A 21,245-nucleotide genomic window follows, 5' to 3' on the forward strand; every position below is an offset into this window, starting at 1 on the left:
CCTTCCCGCCGCAAGGTGCAGTGGGAGGTGACGGCGAATGCAGGCCCGGCGACCGGGCGTTCGACGCCACCGGCCGACGAGCGGTTCGTCGGGCTTCTGGGAGCAGCAAGGTTCGCCCCACCGGTATCGACGAACAACAGTCACCCTTCGCCGATCAGTCACTTCTTGCTTGCAGGTGACTGATCCGGTCGCCAGGCCGTCGAATCAGTCACTGATTACGCGGATGGGGGAGTGCCTCACCGATACGCTGCCGGGAGTAGGAGCAGGGCGAGTTGCAGGAGGGGCCTTGGACCACAAGCCGCACCGTCCGTCCTGTGCACAGCGGTTACGCGAGGACGCCGTCGACCGTGGAGAGCCGGTCCAGGAAACCGCCCATCGGATCCACGCCCACTGCGGTGTGACGCTGCTCCGCGCGCATCGCCTGGCGCGGGGGCTGACCCTGCAGGAGGCCGCCGACGGCCTCAACACTCTCGGAGCACGGTACGAAGCAGCGCCCCGGGCGGACGGTGATCAACTGGGTCACTGGGAAAAGGGCCGGCAGCCCCGCCCGGTCACCGTGGACCTGTTGTGCGAGTTCTACGCGAGCACGGCCCAGGACCTGGGGCTGCGCGGAAGCAGCCAGTTCTCGTCGCCAGACGAGCCTCCGGCTGAGGAGAGGGCGCCGGCACGGAGATCCCAGCAGGCACTCACCCCCGCGGTCGCCTCACGACGCGCGGCGGACACGATTCCCCTCTCCTTCGAGCAGCAGATCGACGCCGCCCGGCGGTCGGTCGACCGCACCCTTGCGGTGGGCACGGTGACGCCCACACAGCTGGACCTGCTCGACGAGCAGATGCTGTGGGCGCGCGAACAGTACGTCTACACGCCGCCCGCCCCGATGATCGAGATTCTGCTGGGCCACCTGTCCGAGGTCGAGGACATTGCCGCCCACCGTCAGCCGGCCGCTGTACAGGTCCGGCTCTCCGAACTCACAGCGATGATCGCCACACTGATCGCCGACGCCCTGATGAAACTCGGGCACCTCCGCCGGGCGCAGTCCTGGTACGCCACCGCCCGCAACGCGGCCGACGACAGCGGCAACACCGAGCTGCGCGCCCGCGTCCGCGCACAGGCCGCCATGCTCCCCTACCACTACGGCCCGATCGAGGCCGCAGTCGCCCTGTCCAGAGAGGCACGAATCCTCTGCCGCAACCGGCCCACGCCCACCGCCGCCTTCGCTTCCGCCGCCGAGGCACGGGCTTTGGCGAAGCTTGGCCACGCGGAGGGAGCGGAAGCCGCCCTTCGGCAGGCCACCGAGATCTTCGAGCGAAGCCACGCCAGAGCGGACACGGGCAACGACGCCTTCGCTTTCCCTGAGCGGCGCTTTCTCCTCTATATGAGCGGCACCCTCACCGCCCTCCGGCGGACCGCCGAAGCCCGACGCGTCCAGGAGAGCGCGCTCGCTCTGTACCCGGAAAAGACCGGCATCGACCCGTTCCTCCTCCACTTCGAGGCAGCCCTCTGCCTCGCCCACGAACACAGCCCCGAGGAAGCATGCCAACTGGCGGCCGCCACGTTCCTGCGGACAGATCCGGCGCATCGGACCCCTATCGTCGAGGAGCGGGCGCGGGAGGTCGTGGAAGTCCTGCCGCCGCGCGTTCGAGGCAGCCGTGTGGCGCGGGAACTGCGCGAAATTCTCGCACTTCCTCCCGGCCAGATGTGACACTCGGCCATGTGTCCGCGAGCCTGGAACGCATGAGAGAGATGGCGCCGGCCCCCGGCGGGTACGACGAGGCCGAGATGCACCGGATCCTGGAACGGGCGTGCGCTGCCGCCGGCCTCGACAGCCGCGGTCCCCGCCTCCTCCGCGGCCACACCAACGCGGTTGTCCTGCTGGAGAAGGAACAAGTCGTCGCGAAGATCGCCCGCAAGGGCTCCCGGGTCGAAGACGTGACCCGCAAGGTCGAGTTCGTCAGGCGGCTCATGGCCGCGGGCTTCCCCACCGTTCCGCTCCACCCCGTCGACCAGCCCGTCCTCGTCGACGGCCACGCGGTCACCTTCTGGACCTACCTGCCCCAGCCCGAGCAGCCCGTAGAGGCCCAGCAACTGGCGGTGCCCCTCCGTGGGCTCCACAACTTGCCCCTGCCACCGCTGTGCTTCCCCGAGCACGACAACGTCGGGGCCATTCGACGCTCACTGTCCGCCATAACATGCCTGCCGCCTGACGCCATCCGATTCATGGAAGCGCAGACGGATCGCCTCGCAGCCGAGCTCCGAGACATTCGTTTCCCCCTGGCCCGAGGGCTGATCCAAGGCGACCCTCAGCACCGGAACGCCCTCCACGCCCCGGACGGCGGGGCGGTCCTGTGCGACTGGGATACGGTCGCCTACGGCCAGCCCGAATGGGACCTGGTCACGATCGAGGTGCACTGCCGCCGCTTCGGCTTTGGCCAGCACCATTACCGCCGCTTTGCCGACGCCTATGGCTGGGACGTCACCGCTTGGCCGGGCTACCCGGTACTCGCTGGACTGCGCGAACTACGCATGATCACGACCAACGCGCGAAAGATTCACCATGCTCCAGCGAGCCTTGCTGAGGTGCAAAGACGGGTGGAAGCACTACGGAAAGGCGATCGGGCGTTCCGGTGGCACATCCTCTGACGGGGCTGCCTGAACTGCGGCGCGGCCTCCTTGCTGCCCGGTCCTCGATCCTGAACGGTGACCGGCGTCCCGCGCGCCGTCCTTGGTTCGCCCGTCCCATGGCCGGCGCCGAGCTGCTGACCGGGATGCGCTCAACGGCGCACGTGCGGGTAGACCTGGACGGTGAACCCGGACGCGAAGTACCAAATCATTGGCTGACGCGATCAAGGCCTCCGGCCCCTACGTCGCCGTTCTCGCCGCACTCGTGACCGGCCTCATCCTCGGCGTCCAGGCGCGGATCAGCCGCGGCGCCCAGCTGCGGGAGCGGAAGCAGGAACTGTTCGCGAGCGCGTACGAGGTGAGCATCCAGTATGCGGAGACGGCCTGCGCCGTGCGGCGCCGCCGCGCGGACGCCGCCGCTGAGGAGCGGGTCCGCCTGTCGGAGCAGCTGCGGGAAATTCAGGCCAGACTGACCTGGCACGAGGCGTGGGTCCGCTTCGAGGCCCCGGAGGTGGGCGCCGCGTATGACGAACTCGTGGCCCGTACGCGGACGGTGGCCGGGCGGAGTATGAAGGATGCGTGGCTCTCGCCCCCTGCGGCGGACGACACTGCGATGGTGATCCCGACGTCGGTCGTCGACCTGCGGGCGCTGGCGGATGTCCGCGAGCGGTACATGGCCGCGGTGGAGGCGCACCTTCGCCCCCGGGGACGCGCCCGCCACCTTCACTCGCGTGCCCCGCGCCCGCGCCGCGCTATGCCACCCCTAACCGCGCCTGCTTCCCCGGTCGCCGGGACGGCCCCCGGTGCTCCCGGCGGCCCCGCGGGCGGGTCGCCGTGAGACGAAATGCACGTACGCCCCGTTCGCAGCTCCTCTCCCTGCCCCTGACTTTGTGAGTACCGAGAATCTCGTCCGCGCAGGTCATCTCGCTTGCGGCCGCTGCCAGTTGCGGTTGCCACGGCATGATGACCACTCATGCTCCTGCGTCTCGCCTATCTGACCGTGTCGAACGGCTTCGCCGCTCTCTGGGCGCTCCCGATGAGCGACCGTGCCAAGGACGCCGGGAGCCTGGCCCTACGCCACCAGATCACGGTCCTTGATCGCCAGCTCGGCCCGAAAAGTGTGAAGTTTGTCCCCGAGAATCGGGCCTTCCTCGCCGCGCTCCTGGCACCGCTGCAGCGCCAGGTGCGGGGTCGTCTCCGGCTTCTGGTACGTCCGGACACGGTGCTGCGGTGGCACCACAACCTGCTGAGGCAGCGGCACGCCCGCATCTGCCGCCCCAAGCGGCCCGGACGGCCGGGCACCGTCCGCTCGATCCGGGTGCTGGTCCTGCGCCTGGCCCGCGAGAACAGCGGCTGGGGCTACCGCCGTATCCACGGGGAACTGGTCGTGCTCGGCATCACGGTGGGCATTTTGACGGCTCCCGCCGAGAGCCTGTGGCGGTGCACCGCGGCCTCTCGACGCAGGCCACCCGGCAGTTGCTCGGTGCCCAGGGGCCTGCCGCTACTCAGGGCTTGTCCCCGCCAGCAGTAGGCTCGACGCCACTCGTCTGTTCAGTGCCTTCGTCGGTGCCGTGCGACTGGTCGGCCGCTCGGTCGGCTTGTGTGGGAAGGTCTGTCCGCGCGACGCGGTCGATGATGATCTTTCGGTAGGTGTCGGCCAGCCGTACCAGGGGGTGCTGCATGACCTCGTCCGCGGGTGGACCGCTCGATTCGCCGGTCTTCGGGGTGTTGAACTGCTCAATGAGCGTTGCCAGCTCGCCGAGAGCTTCGCTGTGCTGCGGTGTGTCGGCGGCTCGGCGCAGGATCACGGTCTCGGCGTCCGTGAGGTGCTCCCCCGAGGCATTGAGCCAGTCCTCCTCGTTGCCGTCGGGAGCGCTCGCTGCGGCCTCGTCAGTGAACGCGGCGAGGATCACCTGGTGCACGGCGTCGAGGCGTGCGGGGAGTGACTGGCCGGGCCACGTGTCCGCCGTCACCTTGGGGATGCCGGCCATGGCCTTGGCCAGCGCGGCGGCCCTTGGCGGTGGCCAGCCTTCGGGCCAGGAGGAGCGGGCCTGCCACAGTTGCAGGATGGCGGTCCTGGCTTCCTCTGCCCGTGCGGGAGCACTAACGTCGCCGGCGCGGGCGGCGTCGTCGGCGGCCTGCATGAGTCGGGCGGTGTGGTGGCTGAGCCAGCGGATGAGCGTGTTGTTGCTGCGTTCTTCGCCGAGCTCCGCGAGGATTCGCTCGCCGAGTTCGGCGAGCGGATCAGCGGACTGTTGTCCGGCCGTCTGCGTGGATGAGGTAGAGCCAGCTTCGGCGGTCGTCGTGGCGGGCGGCTGTTCTGTTGCGGCGTCGTCCAATTTGGACCTCCACGATGAGGCTGTATCCGGTGGTCGAGAGGTACTTCAGGAGCGCGTCGCGGGTCACGTGGACGCGTGATCCGTTGGTTGTCCTGCCTACGCGGCTGTCGTCAGGGTCGCCGTCCGACCACTGCGTCCAGTGGGCGAGGACGGCCTGGTCGGCTGCGAGGAGCCGGACGCCGTCCTGGTCCGGGTGTGCGTGGGTCTGCCGCCGGAAGACGTGTCCGGGCAAGGGGCCTTCGGCGCGCAGCCCCTGCGCGTAGGGGTCGTGCTCGTCGAGGTTCTCGGGTCGGAAGGCAGGGTCGCGCAGCCAGCCGCGCAGCTCGAAGAGCCCGTGGTCGACCTCGTGCGCGGTTTCGTCCTCGTCGGGGAGTTTCCAGTCCCAGGGGTCCGTCGCTGCGGCCAGGGCTCGTTGGAGGTCTTCTGCGCGGTCAGGGCGGACGAGTGCCGAGGAGACGTGGACGTTCTCGTACCCGTCTGCCCAGGTGGTGTTCATGGAGGCGGCGATGAGCACGGACGGAGGCAGGTCGTCGTGCACCAGGCCGAAGATCTCTTTGCTGTCCGTGAACTGGGGGGCGGCCCAGGCGCTATCTTCCGGGCCGGGACCGAGGAACAGGTAGGGCTCTGCGGGCGCGGGCTCGCTGAGGTCGGCCAGCCATGGTCCGTCGGGCAGCACGTACTGGGCCAGCCACTCGTCCCAGGGGTTCTCGTTCTCGGTCCATTTCTCGATCAGCAGGGGATGGTGCTCGTCGACGAGTTCGCCGGCCGCGGCCAGCATGGAGTGGTATTCCAGGTAGAGCCGCAGGCTCTCCTCCGGTGGGATGGAGCCGTGGCGGTGGCCCATGCGGGCCGAGACCCGTTCGCTGCGGAGTTCACGCGTGTCGGTCCACCAGTCCTTCTCGCTCAGACCCCACTTGTCCAGGATCCAGGCCTCTGCCTTGCGCGCGATCGTGTCGACGGGGAGGTCGAAGACCCGCGCGAGCGGCCGCAACCAGTAGGGGACCGTGTCGATCGCATCGAAGCGGTAGCGGTCGCCGACATCGCTAAGGATGCCGCCGTGCTCGTTCTTAGGGGTCTGGTAGATGCTGCAGCGGTCGGCGCGGTTCGCGACCTCGAGCTGGTTACGGGACGGGTCGTCCGGAGCCGCCAGGGCGAGGGCGGTACGTCGCGCGAGTTCGCGGATCTGCGCGTGCGGCAGGTCGGTGCTGGTGGCGTGCCGGACGAAAACGTCGAGATGCTCTCGCATCAGCGCAGGCTTGTCCCGGGCGACCCGGTGCAGGGCGGTTAGCAGACCCGTGACAGCCGAGAGCCGGTAGAAGTGAAGGCCCGGTGCCCGGTAGGGGGCGGCATCGGCGCGGTCGAGGCAGGCGACCAGCGCCGCGGTCAGCGACCGTACCGTGACGTGGTCTTGGTGGCTGAGCAGTTCCCTTGCCGCGTGCGCGGCCCGCCACCGGATCTGACGCCGGGGGTGGCCGAAGGCACTCCACAGCAGTGCTGGCAGCGGACTCTCGTCCGTCTCGGGATGTGCCGGGGTGGTGGCAGGGTAGGGGGCGAGAAGACCGGAGAGGGCGTCGGCTGCGGCAGCGGGTTCGCACAGGCGACCGAGCACGACGGCGACGGTCTGCCAGCCGAAGGCGGTCAGGCGCGTCTGCGCATGCGGCAGTGCGCGCAGGATCGCGCTGCGGATCGTGGCGTCGTCACCGAGGCTGCGCAACTGGCGTGCCAGGCGTGGGGGATCGTACGTCCAGACCAGGTCAGACAAATGCTGTGCGAGGAGGGCGGTCACAGTGGTCTTGGCCCACGCTTCGACGCCCGGCCATTGACGCCACTGCTCGACGAGGCCAGCCAGAGTTTCGATCACGGCCGGCGCGTTGGTAGAGGCCAATGCAGCGGCTGCCTTGAGGGCAGACAGCCGCTCGGTCATCGGCGCGGCCTCGACGAGACGAGTGAGGTGCTGCACCAGCGCGTGACCGTACGGCGCAGCTGTTCCCATAGCTTCGATATCCGCGGCGAGCGTGCGCCAACTGGCCACGGACACCGACACCGACGCCGCGGGCGCCCCCTCGCTGGGGGAAGCCTCGGTGTCCCCGATCCAGGTGGCCGAGACGCCCTCTGATTCGCCGGCCCGGCCCTGCGGAGACAGCGCGATGACCGGTTCGAGTTCCGGTTGAACGGCCGCTTCCTGGTCGAGGGAGCGTGCCGCGTCGACGAGCTGCGAAGCGAGCCGGGGTTGCGATCGAACGGGGACTCGGAGCCGCAGCCACGTGGCGGCGCGGACCAGAGCTGTCCGCACGGCCGCCCGGCTGCTCGCCGACCCTGCGGAGGCGAGATGCCGCGCCACGGTGATCTGGAAGGCGAGGCGCCGCGCATCGTCGTCGATCAGGTGGTCGAGGGCGAGTGCTTGCCCGCCAGGCAGCGCTCCCATGGTGACGGCCCCTTCGAGTGCGGCCGGCAAGGCCTGCGCGAGTCCGATCCGGTCCTCATCGTCCCAACGGCTCGCCGTGGCCAGCCCAAGGCCGCAGTCGAGGCCGGCCGTGGCCTTCAGCACCTCCTCGTACGGAATGACACTGGCGTCGGTGACGTGCGAGGTGACGGCTTCCACGGCCGCGACCAGACGCGAGACTGTGACGGCGCGGTCCGGCGCGGACAGGTCGGCGCGCTGTGCCAGGTCGGCGTAGACGCCGAGCAGCCGGGCCGACTCGTCGTTGATGCCGGCGGCCGCGTCGACGGCCTGGTCGAACAAGTTTCGGCCGAGCTCGGAGTGCAGGGTGCCCGCGATGCCGGCGCTCCGGGCCAGGAGCTCCAGGCGGTCCGCGGCGTCGTATCCGTCGTCGCGGGCGGCCTGGGCGGCCTTGAGGCACAGGTCGGCTGCCGTGTTCGGATGGGCTCCGTGCTCGGCCAGCACGTCCGCCAGGTCCAGCCACAGGGTGGGTGCCCCGCCGCGCAGCAGCCCGGGGGCCGCGTCTGCCAAGTGGTCGATGATGGCCGCGGGGGCACCCGTCTCGATGGCGGCGCAGGCCACCATTGTCGCCCAGGCGCGGAACTCTCGGTCGTAGGTGAACCAGCGGTACGTGGTGAGTTCGGTGCGCGTCTGCAGACCAGCCGTGCAGAACGCCTCCACGTCACCGGCGTAGGCCTGGCCTAGGACGGCCCGAACGTGGAGAAGGCCAGCGGTGATCAGAGGGGCGACCCGCTTCACCCAGGCTTCGCGTTCGCTGGTGTGCGGGTCGTAGCTGTGGCCGGTGCCCTGAGCGGGTGGTCGTAGGGAGGCAGGGAGTAGTTGTTCGGCGTCCGTCTGGGTGTCGCTCAGGGCGGCCGACGCGGCGTGGCTGTAGAGGGCGATCGTTGCCGGGCCCGACGGTGAGGTGAACGCCCACTTGGGTGTGGGCAATTCACCTGCCCAGTGCTCGGCCAGGGCCAGCGCGGACTGACGGTCGCCGAAGCGCAGGGCGACGTCGAGGAGTTTCCGGTGCCACGGTGGGTGAGGCTCGGTGGTCGGCACCTGGGTGAGGGCGGCCGTGACCTCGTCCACCCATTTCGTGGGAGGTGGAGACGTCGCGCTGCCGAGATGGGCCAGCACCGGAGCCTGGGCGTGCGCAGGCACGCGATGCTGGGTCAGGGCGTCGTATGCCTCCTGGGCGTCCAGTTCCCCGGCGAGCCGGGCCGCGAGGCGCTCTGTCACCTCCACGACGAAGGAGGCCGGCCGCCACCGCCGCAGCATGCGGATCACGGCCTGCAGCCCATCGAGCCGGTACCGTGCCTCCGCGGCGGCCGCTACGTCGTCGGCGCCGACCTCCCAGGATCTTCCTTCCTTGTCCTGGGAAGCCATCCAGCGCCGCACCCACGCGCCGGCTTTGCCCAGGGCGTTCCTCGTCTCGGCCTGCCGTTGCGGGTCACGTGACAGCACGCCCGCGAGCCGCATCCACACCGGGCCCAGCCACTGGGTATCGCCGTGCCGGGGAGCGAAGGCCTGGAGCAGGTCCACGTCGGCGTACTGGGCCACCAGATCCATGTGGGAGTCGACCAGCTCCGACAGGCTCTTGGAACGCGCTGCGGTGTCGCATCCCCGCGCGGCGAGCCGGACCGCATCCGACGCGGATCCGGTCTCGGCAACCGCCAGCGCGGCCAGGCGCAACCGCTCCATCTGGACCTGTTCGCGGCGGAATCCATCGGCGATCCCGGCCGGGTAGTCCTCGGCCAGGACCAGGCCGACCAGTTCCGTCAGCCGCTTCGCCAGGGAGAGATGGGTGGCGACATGCGCCGCGGCGTCCGCGCTGGTCGCGCGCTGCTCAAGAAACAGGTCGGCCAGGCGGCCGTGCGCCTCGACGACCGCCTCGTCGTCCACGCGGCCGCGGACGAACGTCTCGAAGTCCTCGTCCCGGAACTGGATCCGCTCCCCGAAGAGCCTGATGCCGGGAGCCAGTCCCTTCGCGAACGCCGTCACCTTCTCGATGGGCACATCGAGCGCGGACGCCAGCGTGGCCATGCTGACCGGGCGGGCCAGCGCCAGCAGGAACGCGAGCCACCTCTCTCCGCCCGCGTCCGCGCCGCCGGCCTGCAGCCCCGACGCGAGCAGCAGCTCGAACATCTGTTGAGGGGTCCGCTCGCTCTTCTCCAGCAGGGTCGCCATGTCCCATGCTTCGGTGCGGGCCTGCTCCAGGGTGTAGTTCTGTGCCCTGGGATTGCCGCCGCTACGACCGTGGAAGTCCAGGCACTCCTCGTCGGAGGCGGCGGGCCGGTAGCGACGCAGATGCGCGGCCGAGGTCTCAGCCGTGAACGGCGGCAGCGGCACCTGCGCGGCGGCGTCGGCCCCGAGTGAAGGGACGCGGTGGGATCGCGCGGACAGGACCACGGACACACGTCCAGGCAGCGGCAGCCGGACAAGGTCCGTAAGGAAGCTCCGCTCGTCGCGCTCCCTGGCCGCGACAGCGCTGTTGTCCGCCGCGTCCACCGCCAGGACCAGCACCGCGCCGTCGGGAAGCGTCGTGACAGCCTGCTCGAGTGTGCGGCTCAGCCTGCGCCACAGGTCCCCTTCGTCAGCCGGGGCCTGCACCAGCAAAGGGGTGCCGCAACGCTGCGCCACCTCGTTCACGACCTGGGTGACGAACCGTCTGGGGGTGTGCCGTTCCTCCCCCGCGCTGAGGTACTCGCCCGCCCCGTAGCAGTCGAACAGCACCACCTGCGAGCCGGCCGGGAGGTGGTCCGCGGTCTGCCGCATCGCCGTGGTCTTCCCAACGCCCGCGTCACCGTGCGCGACGGTCAGCCTGCCGATGTTGGCCGTGACCGCCGCTGCGACGGCCTCGGCGCCCACCGTCGGCAGCGGGTTCTGGAGCGGCTCCAGGCGTGACGGCGCCGGATAAAGGTCAAGCAGATCGGCGACGCCCAGCGTCGCCAGCACATCCTGGGCGGTGACGCCGCCCCGGCCCGAACCCGGCAACGCCTGTTGACGGACCAGGTCGAAGAGCCGGTTCGCCGAGTCCAGGCCGTGCCCGGGCGTCAGCACGCTCGCTCCCGACCTCACCGCCCGCGCGAGCGCGGTCCGGTCCATCGTCCCGGTCGTCGACAGGTCCAGGAGCTGCAGGAAGCGGCAGAACTCAGCGCTCTTCAGACGCTGCCCGATGGTGTCGGCCAGCGTGCCGATCACCGCGGCCTGGTCGGACGGAAGGGCGGCTTTCAGGTCCTTCCGACTCGGGGCGGTCTGCCCGGCCGTCCACTGCGCTGCTGCTCGCACACTCTCCAGCAGCAAAGGATCTCCGGGGCAGTTGCTCACCAGCGCGATCCGGGCCTTGCCCAGTGCCTGGTCACCGTGGTCGTCCCGAAGGCGCGTGTACGCGGCGGCGAGGTCAGCGATCACCGACCGTTCCGAGTCCGCGTTCCCTTCCGCCTTCTTGACCCGCTTCTGGCACAGGCGGGCAGCCGTCCACGCAGTCTCCGCGTGTCGGGTGCTGTACTTCAACTGCGACAGCACAATCCGGTCCGCGCTCGCTACGTCACGCCCCCCGAAATACTCGGCGACATCGACCGTCTCGTACTGCTCGTCCGGGTCGTCGACAACAGCGAGGCCCTCGACCGTGACAAGCTCAAGCTCCGCGCCAGGGGAAACGAGCTCAAGAGCCCGCCCAGCCGTCCACCAGAAGTGGAAATCATCCCCGGCATTGGACTCGGTCGCGCCCACCCGCACTCCTCCCGCACCACCGACGACACGCCACAACCTACCCAACCAGACCTCAGCCCGGACGCAACAAGCGCAGCCGAAGCTGACACGTGATCGGCCATGGCCGGGAGCGCACGGCGGACGCCGGGCACGACAGCGGCGAGAAGCGGAGTTGGGGACTGCTCACCACCACCGCGACCTGGGAGAGGGCTGCGTCAATGCTGGATTTCGAAGGCTCACGCAGGGCGCTGCGCTCCCAGGACCCAGGTGCGTTGCTGGGACTGCGGAGAGGAAGTGGCTGGCCGCGAAGGCGGAGCCGTACGAGCCGTAGAACCCTCGTGCGGTGGAAAAGGTGGAGGAGTTAGCGAAGGACCTGTGCCTGGCGTCCTTCGCGCTGGGCGAGTTTGCGCGCCATCTCATCTCCTCAGAGCTGAGCATCAAAGGCTCAGACCCACGGGCTTGTCGAGCTCCTTTGTGACGTGGTCGGGCAGCTCACGCCTGGCAGCACCACAAACTCACTTAAGGACGTTGCCCCAGCCCACGTCGACGGCAGGGAGTTCGAACGGCTCGCGGACCTCACCGGGGCACTGGAAGCAGAAGGCGACCGGCCGCTCGGGGTCAGCGAGTGTGCGCACCCCGCGCACCAGTGTGTCGGGGCCGCCGCAGGCCGGGCACGTCTCGTATGCCGGCGCCGATCCGTCCACCGGAAACGGGTCGGATTCCAGGAACTCCACCGCGTAGCAGAGGGCGGCCGAGTCGGAGGGCATGGTCGCACCACAGAGCAGGCAGGAGCTCAGCAGGAGTGCCTTCTCGTTCGGGTCCGGAAGTACGAGGTGAGCCCACTGGCGGCACTCCGAGCACTCCACAGTGAGCTCGCGGTGCGCGGACAAGGTGCCCTCGAGCCGCTGCAGCCTCTTCTTCACGAAGCTTCGGATCTGGAGCAGACCTCCGCGGATTCGCTCCATGTCAACTTCGAGTGCCTCGCGGGCTTCTTGGCCCAGGGTCGGAAGAAGCTGCTCGTCAAGGAACCGGATGAGGAAGTCCAGAACTTCGGCCGTCTTGCTCTCCACTGCGCGGGCGTTGGCCGCCTCCCCGATCAGACCGTAGTGCTGGAGGGCGTTGCGGTGTTCGGCAAGCTTTTTCAGGGCCGCGGCTTCCCCTGCGCTGATCTGGACGCGAGCGATCTTCTGCAGGCGGTTGACCGTCTCCTCGGGGCTGCAGCTGAGCAGTGTGCCCTTCACGAGTTCGTCGTGACTCGCGCGGGCCGGGTCTTTGAAGACGAGCGCCCAATGCTCCTGCTGCAGCCGGGCCTTGAGGAGAACCTCGGCGCCGGCGGCCAGGTGCAGAACGGCGTACTTCAGATCCCGGGCGCTGACCCGCTCCTCGTCGGCCTCGAGGTGCTCGACCACGCTGATCAGGTAGTCTAGGCCGTTGTTGATCGGAGGGAAGTGCACTTCGCTGCCGGGGTGTTCGACGGTCCGGCCCGGGTCGTACACCCGCTGCTGCGCGACGCCCGGCTGGCGCAGGCTGCCAGGGACCGCCACGTGGGCACCGTGCACATCGATCATCACGGACGGGTTGTCTGGGTGGTCTGCGACCAGCGAGGGCAGTTCGGCAGTGGGCTCGGTCATGATCCAAGGCTATCGGCATCACCGGCTCGGGGACTTACCGGTGGGCTCGCGTAATCAACTGTCGCCGGCTCCTTGAGGAGCCCGGTCGACGTACAACCGATGGACGGACCGGCCGCCCCAGTGCAGGGCGCCTGGCCGGTGCTCGCCGCCGCGGCGCTGGGCCCACCGCTGCACACTGCCGGAGCCCGTGCCGACGCCGCCCAGGAACAGGCGCTGACAGCAGGCGCCAGGGCCGCACAAGCGAAGACCCGGAGTCTGCCGAATCTGGCCCGTCGATGCCGACGGTGAGTGGATCGAGGAACCGGGCGGAACCGGGAAGGTCGCCCTTTCCCTCGCAGACCGCCCGCTCGACCCCGAAGAAGTCCCAGTGCTCCACCCGAACCTCGGCATCGCTGTCGGAGACGAACTCCCTGCACGTCGACGCCCTATACGGGAGTACATGTCCATCGATAGAATGCGGCGCTGAGGCCCTGTGAGGTTCCAAAAGCCCCGCACGGGCTGTGAGCTGGGCGTTCGCCACCTGTCGTGTTCTTCTTCAAGCGGTGTTGCGGTACTCGTGGATGAGCCCGCCAAGGACGTTGTGGCAGTGGACGCGCTGAGCGGGGAAGGGGCTGGCGTCGGGATCGTCGGCGGGGGCGCGAAGCTGCAGTTCCCGGTGGGGCCTGCCGGTGTTGTAATGCGCGGCGTACTCGGTGAGCACGTGCCGGGCGTGCTGCTTGTTGCAGAGGGTATCCGGGGGATTTTCTCCGCCTGGTTCCTCAGACCTGTCGCTGCTCAGCCTTGCCGAGCGCCGACAGCACGCCCGTTGGATTCCCGATCAGGTCGAGCAGGGCGCTGGTCCGACGCGCCCACCGAACTGGATCGTCGCCCTCGGCGAACGCCGCGGTCGACGTGAACTGATCCCGGAGGTTGACCGGCAGACGGCCAGCCAGCGCCGCCGCGAGCTCACGGCCCAGGACAACTCGCGGCGAGGCCGGCCGCACGAAGCGGGCCGGCTTGCCCGCCGCCGGGACGGGGGCGTCGGAAGCGGTCTCGAGGGCCAGGGCGGCCTCTCTCACCCAGTCGGCGTCCCAGGCATCCGGGAGCGGAACTGGCACCTGCTGAACGCCGGCGATCGCTTCCCGCCTCAGCGCCAGGGAGAGCCCGCCGGGGTTTCGTGGTAATTGAGGTAGCGGGCAACGCCGACGCCCGGAGGGCAGACCTCGTCGAGGACGACGTCGCCCACGAAGTCGCTGGGATCGACGAGCCAGCCCTCGCGAACCACGACGGACGGACGCAGATGGACTCGGTACAGGTAGAACTGGTTGCCCCGGTCGGCCTGGTCACGGATCCGCCTGAGCATGTTGTGGACCGCGGCCTCGTACGTGCCGATGTGGAGCGCCTTCGCCCGCTGACGTGCGGCCCAGGCGGCGACACGCTCGTCGCCGCCCATCCTCATGCGGGTCTCGGCCGTGAGGACGGCGGCCGGATCGAAGTCCCTCCTCGGCCAGTCCGGCTGCGTGCTCGTGTGGTACCAGGAGACGGTCACAACCCAGTCGTCGTCGAGCGCCGGTTCGTCGGGATCGACCGTCACCCGGGGTGCGTCCTCGTGCTCGCACGTCAGGCCGCAGCCGGGGCACTTCTCTCCGCCTCGCTCCCATCGGTCGATCCAGTCCAGATCGACGCGCCACTGGTGGCCGCACGCCCCGCACAGCATGCGCCGGTCGCGCGAGAAGTCGATCCACCGTTCCATGGAACCATTCTCCTCGTGAACTAAGTCCGAGACAGGAAAAGCGCCATCGCGAGACACACGACTGTGCGCATCAGGGAGCCACCACCAACCTGAAGTCGCAGATTGAGGGGTTGGTGTGACCGATCCTCGGGGGTGCTCGTGCTCGTCACGGGCGACTGTCTGCGGAGAAGATCGTCCGTCAGCGCGGTCGGCGCCCGAGTCGAAAGGCGGTTGACGGGATCGTCCTGTAGAGGGGAGCATCCGTAGCTGTCGCCGATCGAAGCCGCAACCGATGACCTGCAAGGTCTCGCTGTTCTCTGGAGTGTCGGCGAGGCCCATGCCCACGATGTCGTCGAAGCTGACTGCTCTGCACCCGTTGCCGGACTAGACAGCCCGGCACTACGCATTCTCGCCGGATACACACGTGCCGAGGCGGGGTACGACGTTCGGGACCTGCTTCCCGTCGGACTCGCGACGAGTTGGACCTTGTGTTCTACCCGCGCGACAGCGAGGCCGGGCAGGACGCTGCCGTGCGGGCGCTCGTGCATCAGATGCTGGCGGGCCGGCTGACGCCACAAGAGCTTGCTATGCGCATCCACCAGCGGTTCAGTCACCAGCTACCCCTGGCCGAGCGCCTTGCTGAGCTTGATGACGAGTACGGCATCATCGAGTACGGGAACAGGACGTTGGCCTAGCTCGGTGCGGACGTCACGGCCGAAGCTCAGCGTCCTGCGCATGGTCGGCCCGGCCAGAACCGACTTTCGTAGCAATCGATCCCTGAGCAAGCGGTCGTCAAAAAGCAGGACGAGACAGTTCCTCCGCTTCCGGGAGCGGCTGCATGAACGGGAGAATCGACTTGAACCGGGACGCCCCACTCCGACTCCTGGCCAGCCCGATCTTTCGGACCTATAGCCATCATGCAACAGCCCCTGGCCGTCGTGAGCGCGCGAAACCGGTGGCTGATCCGTACCAATATGTGGTGAGGTTAGCCAGTGAGTTCTAGATCAAAGCGCCGCAAGGTACGAAACAAACGGCAGCGCCACTCCGTTCCAGCATCGTCAGAGTTTGACCCGCATGCACAGGTCATAGTTGACACCTGGGGCACGCTGGAAGCGCTCCTGGAGCAATTTGCTGCGGCCGAGGATCCTGTAGAGGCGATCAGTGCAGCGTTCGACGAGGCCCTCGCCGGGTTCGTCCAGAAGCTGCAGCGCTTCGATGCGATCCGGCTCATCGAGGTGGCTCGTCTGGCGTTCCTGCCCTTCGCGCCGGAGGGTGCGATGCCGGTCACGGCGGAAGCAGACGCCGCGTACGTGGAGTTGCTTGCACTCATTGCTCTCGCGTCTCAGCAGGATGCGGCAGCCGCAGGAGCCCTCGACCACGACGCGGTCGAGGACCAGGAAATGAGCCACTTCATCTCCGAGGCGAAGGAACAGCTAGTCGCGCTTCTGCACCTTGCGCAGCTGCGGTCCTTTGCGACGGTGGACCGGACTAACAAGCTCGCTGTGATGTCACTCCTCATTCAGGGCACCGAGGTTTGGATTCGCAACCCGTCCTACCCGGAGATGGTTGAGGCGACCAACCTTGCGCTCCTGGACGGCGACCCGATCGTTCGTGCGGCTCTCAACGTAGAGCTCGGGTTTGACTCCACCGACGCCCTGGCTGTTCTCAACGCGTGCCACCACCTGCAACAGGTCAACATGAACGGCCGCATGGAGGCGATGGCCACGGCGGCAGAGAACGCGATTGCATCCACGCGAGATGATGAGCTCAATCCGGAGCTGACGGAACTGGCCAGGGCCGGGTTCGTGTCGCTGTTCGAGCCCAGCGCTGACGAAGCCACGGTTGCGATCGAAGATGCTGCCGCTCACACGGGCATCGCCGAGGAACGTGTCCGAGCTGTCGTCGGTCGGTTCCGCCTCGATCTGGGGACGACCACGCCGGCGGAGGTCATCGACAAGTTCACTGTCGGCAACAATCCGCTGCGCATGCGGCCCTTGATCGCCAGTGACAGTGCGCGCATCATGCTGCCGCACCCTGCACTCAGTGTGGTCGCCGTCCGGGAGAACCTCGAAGCGCATCTCAAGACGTCTTCCGCATGGAACACATACGCGAAGCACCGTGGCGACCTCCTGGAGTCCCGCACACGGGCAGCGCTCGGTCGGGTGCTGCCCGGCGCTCACTACCGGGACGCGTTTGAGTACTACGTTCCTGTGAACGACGCCGAAGAGAGGACTGCTGATCCGGCGAAGTACACCAAGCGCGTCGAGGGTGACCACCTTGTTGTCCTCGACGATGTCGCGATTATCGTCGAAGACAAGGCCGTCGCCTTGAGCGCTCTTTCACGCGGTGGCAAGACCGCACGTCTCCGCACCGATCTGACCGGCATCATCACGAAGGCGGCCGAGCAAGCCGGTCGGATGCGGGACGGGATCGAGCGCGACGGTGGTCTCCGTATCGAAGGCGAAGGATGGGTGGATCTCAGCCATATCCGCGAGATCCACACCATCACCGTCAGCCTCGATGACCTCTCCACCGTCATGACGGCCACTGCGGAACTGGTGAGGGCGGGCTTGCTCAGTCTCGGCAGCATCCCGTGGACCGTGTCGCTGCACGACCTTGAACTCATCACCGAACTCGTTGCTCGGCCAGCTGAGTTCCTCCTCTACCTTCGGCGGCGCCGCAACCCTGACGTCACCGTCATGTTCAACGCGCCCGACGAACTGGATCTGTTCCTGTACTTCTTCGAGGCGGGCCTTTGGGTCGAACCCGACCCCGCACGGGTACGCACCGCGTTCCCGTTCATGCCCGAGCCAACAACTGCGGAGCTGCGCCGCTACCGCGCACAGAAGCCGGTCTTCTTGAGTAGCCGTACCGACGCCCTGGACCAGTGGTACTACACCAAGGCCCGCGCCGGCGATGACCAGGAGACTGCGCCGAAGCCGGCGATGCCAGCGCCTCCGGTCGCGCCACTCATTGACGAATTGCAGTCACGAAACGTCACCGGTTGGCTGAGTATCGGTGCAACACTTTTGTCAGGGGCAACGACGGCCCAACACCAGTTCGCACGAAACGGCGACGACCTGCTGAACAGCCCGTCGCCGAGCGGCAGCGGCCGCAGCCTCACCGTACCTGCCACAGGGAGCGTGGATCCAGCTGAAGGATGGCTTCTCGTCTGGGCCACTCGCCCGGCCGGGAAAGATCCAGTCAGCGAAGAGAAGAGACTCCGCGACTACCTGCGTGCAAAGAAGCATCAGCTCGGCATCCCGCGAGGCGTCGTCTTCCTGTACGACGAGCCAACTCGGGATCTTGTCGGGGCCTACTACGACGGGCACATCGGGCCGCTTGACGCCACGCTCACGGCATCCCTCAACTCGTTGCGGCCCGCCTCGGACCTCCAGAATCGGCTCCACCCCAACGCCAAGCGGTCGCCGCGCGGTAAGAGGTGACCCCCGAAAACTAGCGTGATGCGGAAGCAGCGGAAGTATGAGGGCCTCCAGACTGGACCAAACTGGTTGAGTCGTTCGTCCATATTGATCAGAAACGGTTTGGTTTCTGGGTCGTTGGTGGTGTGTGAGCGATCTGGTGGGGGACGCGCGGCATCTGTCGCCGTTGGCGCAGGAGGCCCTTCGGCTGCGGGCGGTGGCCGCGTTGGTGGCGGGGCGGGACCGTGAGGACGTGGCGGCGATGTTCGGGGTGTCGCTGAAGGCGGTGGACGGCTGGTGGGCGAAGTGGCTGGCTGGCGGCCGGGAGGCGCTGGTTATGCGGCCTCGGGGCAAGCCGGTCGGGGTGCACCAGGTGCTGGACGAGGCCGAGCAGGGCGCCGTGCGGCAGGCTGTCCTTGATCACCGGCCCTGTGACGTGGGGCTGAGCGGGCAGTTGTGGACGCGGCGGCTGGTGGGCGAGCTGATTGCGAAGCTGTACGGGGTGCGGCTGACCGAGCCGGGTGTGGGCAAGTACCTCAAGCGGTGGGGGCTGTCGTTCCAGCGGCCGGACAAGAGGGCCGTCGAGCAGGACCCGGAGGCTGTCCGGCGCTGGCACGAGGAGACCTGGCCGAGGATCCGCGCGCGGGCGAGGAAGGACGGCGGCGAGATCCTCTTCGCCGACCAGGTCGGCATCCGATCCGACCAGGTCACCGGCCGCACCTGGGGCGAGAAGGGCAGGACACCCGTGGTGGGGCGCAGCGGGAACCGGTTCTCGGTGAACGCGATGTCGGCGATCAGCACCAAGGGCCGGATGCACTTCATGGTCTTCACCGAGCACTTCACCGCCGAGGTGATGTGCCGCTTCCTGGACCGGCTCGCCGGCCACTTCGACCACAAGGTCCACCTCGTGGTCGACGGACACTCCGCCCACCGCTCGAGGAAGGTCCGCGACTGGCTCGCCGCCCACCCCGACGACGTCGAGCTGCACTTTCTGCCGCCGTACTCGCCCGAGCTCAACCCCGACGAACTCGTCAACGCCGACCTCAAGCGCAGCCTGCCCAGACAGCACCGGGCCCGGAACCAGGCCGAACTCGCCGCCGAGACCCGCCGCTTCTTTCACAGACGCCAGCGGCAACCGCACATCGTCCGCGGCTACTTCGGCGGCCTCACCGTCCGCTACGTCCTGAACGAGAACCCCATGAGTTTCTGATCAATAACTGCGGCGGTGACAAGCTGACGGGCGCCGAATGGCGCGCCGACGCCACGACGTACTTGTTCGTCCAAGCCGTCGCCGCACTGCTTGCACGCCAGCAGATTGCCACTCTTTACCGCGGTCTCCAAACGCGAACACCGTCCGCTCCACAGCACTCGATGTTGCTGCGGCCAACCGTGCATGGGCTGGTTAGGGCCGTCGGCGGAGCGGCGTTGACATGGGCAGTCACGCAGCTGCGCTGGGCGTCGAGTGAGGGCTCGTACTACCTGCCAGTCAACGTTCGATGTGGTATCGGCTTTGAGAGACAACGGCCTGGCGGAGCTTGGCGGTGAATTCCGGTGTGCGGGCGATGCGGTCGACACCGCCGGCTTTGCTCTGACGCAGGGCGCTCTTGAAGTTCTGCTCCAGCGTGCCCGCCATACGGGACATGAGGTCGTCGCTGAGGTGGTCGAGGTCGATGTTGAGCAAGTCCCGCGGGGTGGGCTGCCTCAGCCGGGTCAGGGTGTGGGCGGACATAGCTGCCAGGGGGTAGAGCCAGTTCTCCAGGGTTTCTCCCAGCAGGGGCCGGTCTTCGGCGTACTGAGCGAGGAAGGTTCGTAGGCGGGTGTGGACATCGAGGCAGAGGCGGTAGATGTCCAGGTCGTGGCGGGGGGAGAAGATCTGCGCGTAGTGCTGGTCGTCCAGTAGCAGGGCGTCCGAGTGTCGCAGGGCGGTATGTGGTTCGCGCTGGACGAAGGCGGTGAACTCCCGGGCCAGACGGGTCATGCTGATGACCCGGTCGAGGGGGAAGCCGAGGTTGCGGTAATAGCTGGCGCGGCGTTCGTAGTAGTAACCACCGGCGTGGCCCAGGCTTTCCTCGATGTCCTTCTGGATGGCTTCGGTGGCTCGCAGGGCGCCCGCCGGCAGCTGCGTCTGGCTGTTCGTGGCTCGGATGATGCGGTCGCGGGCGGTTCCGGACTCGGGTGCGACCACGATCTTGACCAGAAGGGAGCGGTCGCGGTGCTGGCCGCCGTTCTGGAAGTAGCTGTAGATCTCATGGCTGGTCTGCAGCCCGTTGACGATCTGCGGTTCTTTGACAACGATCCTTTTGCCTGCGATCTGGGCAGCGTCGGCGACCACGGTGACACCGTTGTTGAACCACCAGAAATCCTCGCCGGTGCCGGACTTAAGGGTCTCGCCGATTGCGTTGTTCACCGCAGTGGACCCGGCGTAGTCGCGCACGTTCGATTCGAACAGTTCCAGTCGCAGCGCTTCGTTGTCGGAGGTGATGAAGCGGTAGTACTCGTCCAGGCGGGCCAGGCAAACGTATCCCTCGCCGAGTGAGGTGCTCATCGGGGTCTCGGTGAACACCAACTGCGCGACCGCTTTGGCACCTCGGGCGGTGCGTTCGCGTAGGTCAGCGGCGTTGAGGTACTCCAGATCTGCCTTGGTGTCCGAAGTGATCTTCGCGAGCTCTCGCCGCAGCCGGTCTCCCTTGGCCTTCACGTTGGGGTGCGGCGTCTCGGCGGCTTTGTTGGCGTAGATGACCTTGATACGGACCTGCGGGAACGATGACGCCAGCTCTTCGAGGATGTGCAGGAAGCGCCGTGTGCGGTCCAGGAGCTTGGCGTTCGTGTGTGCGGCCAGGTCATCTTCGTCCCGGCTCATGTCCAGGAGCGTCGGCAGATGGAAGTGGAGCTTCTCGACAACGGTCTCTTGGTAGCCCGTCGAGGTCTTGGCTTGCAGGATCACCAATTCGATCTTGCCGGCACGCGACGGCAGGAACTGATGGGCATCGGCGGTGACGTAGCGCTCGTCCACGAAAGTCCAGATGCCGTCGATGCCGCAATCGTGGGCACCGTCCACGATGCCGTCCATGATTTCGTCGTTGTCGAGGTCCCAGTCCTGCAGGGCCTTGTCGGCAGCGAAGAACGTGAAGAAGTCGTCCCTGTTCTTGTCTGGCGCCAGCTTCCGATGCTGGTCCTCCAGGATGCGGTCGAGTAGCCGCTGGTCGTTGTTCTGTGCGGACGTCATACAGCACCACCCCCCACTAAGAAGCTGTTCTCTTTTCGATCTTGAGAGATGTGCGTCGAACGGGAGTCCCGATCGGGTGATCGCGGGGCGCTGGACGCATACGAACAGGGCCTCCTGAACAGCTCGTTGGTGTCGAATCACCG

At 67.8% G+C, this 21,245-nt stretch carries 14 protein-coding genes; 7 read left to right on the forward strand and 7 right to left on the reverse strand.

What is annotated here, in order from left to right:
- Positions 1-286: 286 nt before the first annotated feature.
- The 4 genes from RM812_RS35860 to RM812_RS35875 all read left to right on the forward strand — a co-directional run bounded on the left by RM812_RS35860 (position 287) and on the right by RM812_RS35875 (position 4,150).
- Positions 287-1,702 (forward strand): XRE family transcriptional regulator, encoded by a 1,416-nt coding sequence (locus tag RM812_RS35860; protein WP_311583046.1) that lies wholly within the window; start codon positions 287-289, stop codon positions 1,700-1,702.
- 32 nt (positions 1,703-1,734) lie between these two features.
- The gene (locus RM812_RS35865) at positions 1,735-2,640 is read left to right on the forward strand and encodes a phosphotransferase (RefSeq protein WP_311583088.1); all 906 of its coding nucleotides are present in this window, start codon (positions 1,735-1,737) and stop codon (positions 2,638-2,640) included.
- A gap of 190 nt (positions 2,641-2,830) precedes the next feature.
- Entirely contained in the window at positions 2,831-3,457 is a 627-nt protein-coding gene (locus RM812_RS35870) for a hypothetical protein (protein ID WP_311583050.1), read from the forward strand.
- Between the two features lie 135 nt (positions 3,458-3,592).
- Positions 3,593-4,150, forward strand: a complete 558-nt coding sequence (locus RM812_RS35875; RefSeq protein ID WP_311583053.1) for a hypothetical protein — start codon at positions 3,593-3,595, stop codon at positions 4,148-4,150.
- On the opposite strand, the gene RM812_RS35880 is transcribed toward RM812_RS35875, so the two are convergent.
- The 6 genes from RM812_RS35880 to RM812_RS35905 form a co-directional block, all read right to left on the reverse strand.
- A complete protein-coding gene (locus tag RM812_RS35880; protein WP_311583057.1) occupies positions 4,125-4,958 on the reverse strand; it encodes a hypothetical protein in 834 nt (277 codons plus the stop codon). The two genes, RM812_RS35875 and RM812_RS35880, sit on opposite strands and share 26 nt — an antisense overlap.
- Entirely contained in the window at positions 4,864-11,133 is a 6,270-nt protein-coding gene (locus RM812_RS35885; protein WP_311583060.1) for an ATP-binding protein, read from the reverse strand. The genes RM812_RS35880 and RM812_RS35885 overlap by 95 nt, the downstream gene beginning before the upstream one ends.
- A gap of 494 nt (positions 11,134-11,627) precedes the next feature.
- Complete coding sequence (locus RM812_RS35890) at positions 11,628-12,743, reverse strand: hypothetical protein (RefSeq protein ID WP_311583065.1); 1,116 nt, start codon at positions 12,741-12,743, stop codon at positions 11,628-11,630.
- Positions 12,744-13,278: 535 nt separating this feature from the next.
- Positions 13,279-13,443: a hypothetical protein gene (locus RM812_RS35895; RefSeq protein WP_311583068.1), complete on the reverse strand. Its 165-nt coding sequence runs from the start codon at positions 13,441-13,443 to the stop codon at positions 13,279-13,281.
- A 58-nt stretch (positions 13,444-13,501) separates the two neighbouring features.
- Complete coding sequence (locus RM812_RS35900) at positions 13,502-13,840, reverse strand: hypothetical protein (RefSeq protein WP_311583071.1); 339 nt, start codon at positions 13,838-13,840, stop codon at positions 13,502-13,504.
- A gap of 29 nt (positions 13,841-13,869) precedes the next feature.
- Entirely contained in the window at positions 13,870-14,475 is a 606-nt protein-coding gene (locus RM812_RS35905) for a hypothetical protein (protein WP_311583075.1), read from the reverse strand.
- A gap of 458 nt (positions 14,476-14,933) precedes the next feature.
- On the opposite strand from RM812_RS35905, the gene RM812_RS35910 reads away from it, so the two are divergent.
- The 3 genes from RM812_RS35910 to RM812_RS35920 all read left to right on the forward strand — a co-directional run bounded on the left by RM812_RS35910 (position 14,934) and on the right by RM812_RS35920 (position 19,086).
- Positions 14,934-15,149: a hypothetical protein gene (locus RM812_RS35910; protein ID WP_311583078.1), complete on the forward strand. Its 216-nt coding sequence runs from the start codon at positions 14,934-14,936 to the stop codon at positions 15,147-15,149.
- 297 nt (positions 15,150-15,446) lie between these two features.
- Positions 15,447-17,900, forward strand: a complete 2,454-nt coding sequence (locus tag RM812_RS35915; RefSeq protein WP_311583080.1) for a preprotein translocase subunit SecA — start codon at positions 15,447-15,449, stop codon at positions 17,898-17,900.
- A 124-nt stretch (positions 17,901-18,024) separates the two neighbouring features.
- Entirely contained in the window at positions 18,025-19,086 is a 1,062-nt protein-coding gene (locus RM812_RS35920; protein ID WP_449657857.1) for an IS630 family transposase, read from the forward strand.
- Positions 19,087-19,362: 276 nt separating this feature from the next.
- On the opposite strand, the gene RM812_RS35925 is transcribed toward RM812_RS35920, so the two are convergent.
- Positions 19,363-21,102, reverse strand: coding sequence for an AIPR family protein (locus tag RM812_RS35925; RefSeq protein WP_311583083.1), 1,740 nt, complete (start codon positions 21,100-21,102; stop codon positions 19,363-19,365).
- Between the last annotated feature and the right edge of the window lie 143 nt (positions 21,103-21,245).

Source organism: Streptomyces lancefieldiae, from assembly GCF_031845825.1.
Lineage (GTDB): Bacteria > Actinomycetota > Actinomycetes > Streptomycetales > Streptomycetaceae > Streptomyces > Streptomyces lancefieldiae.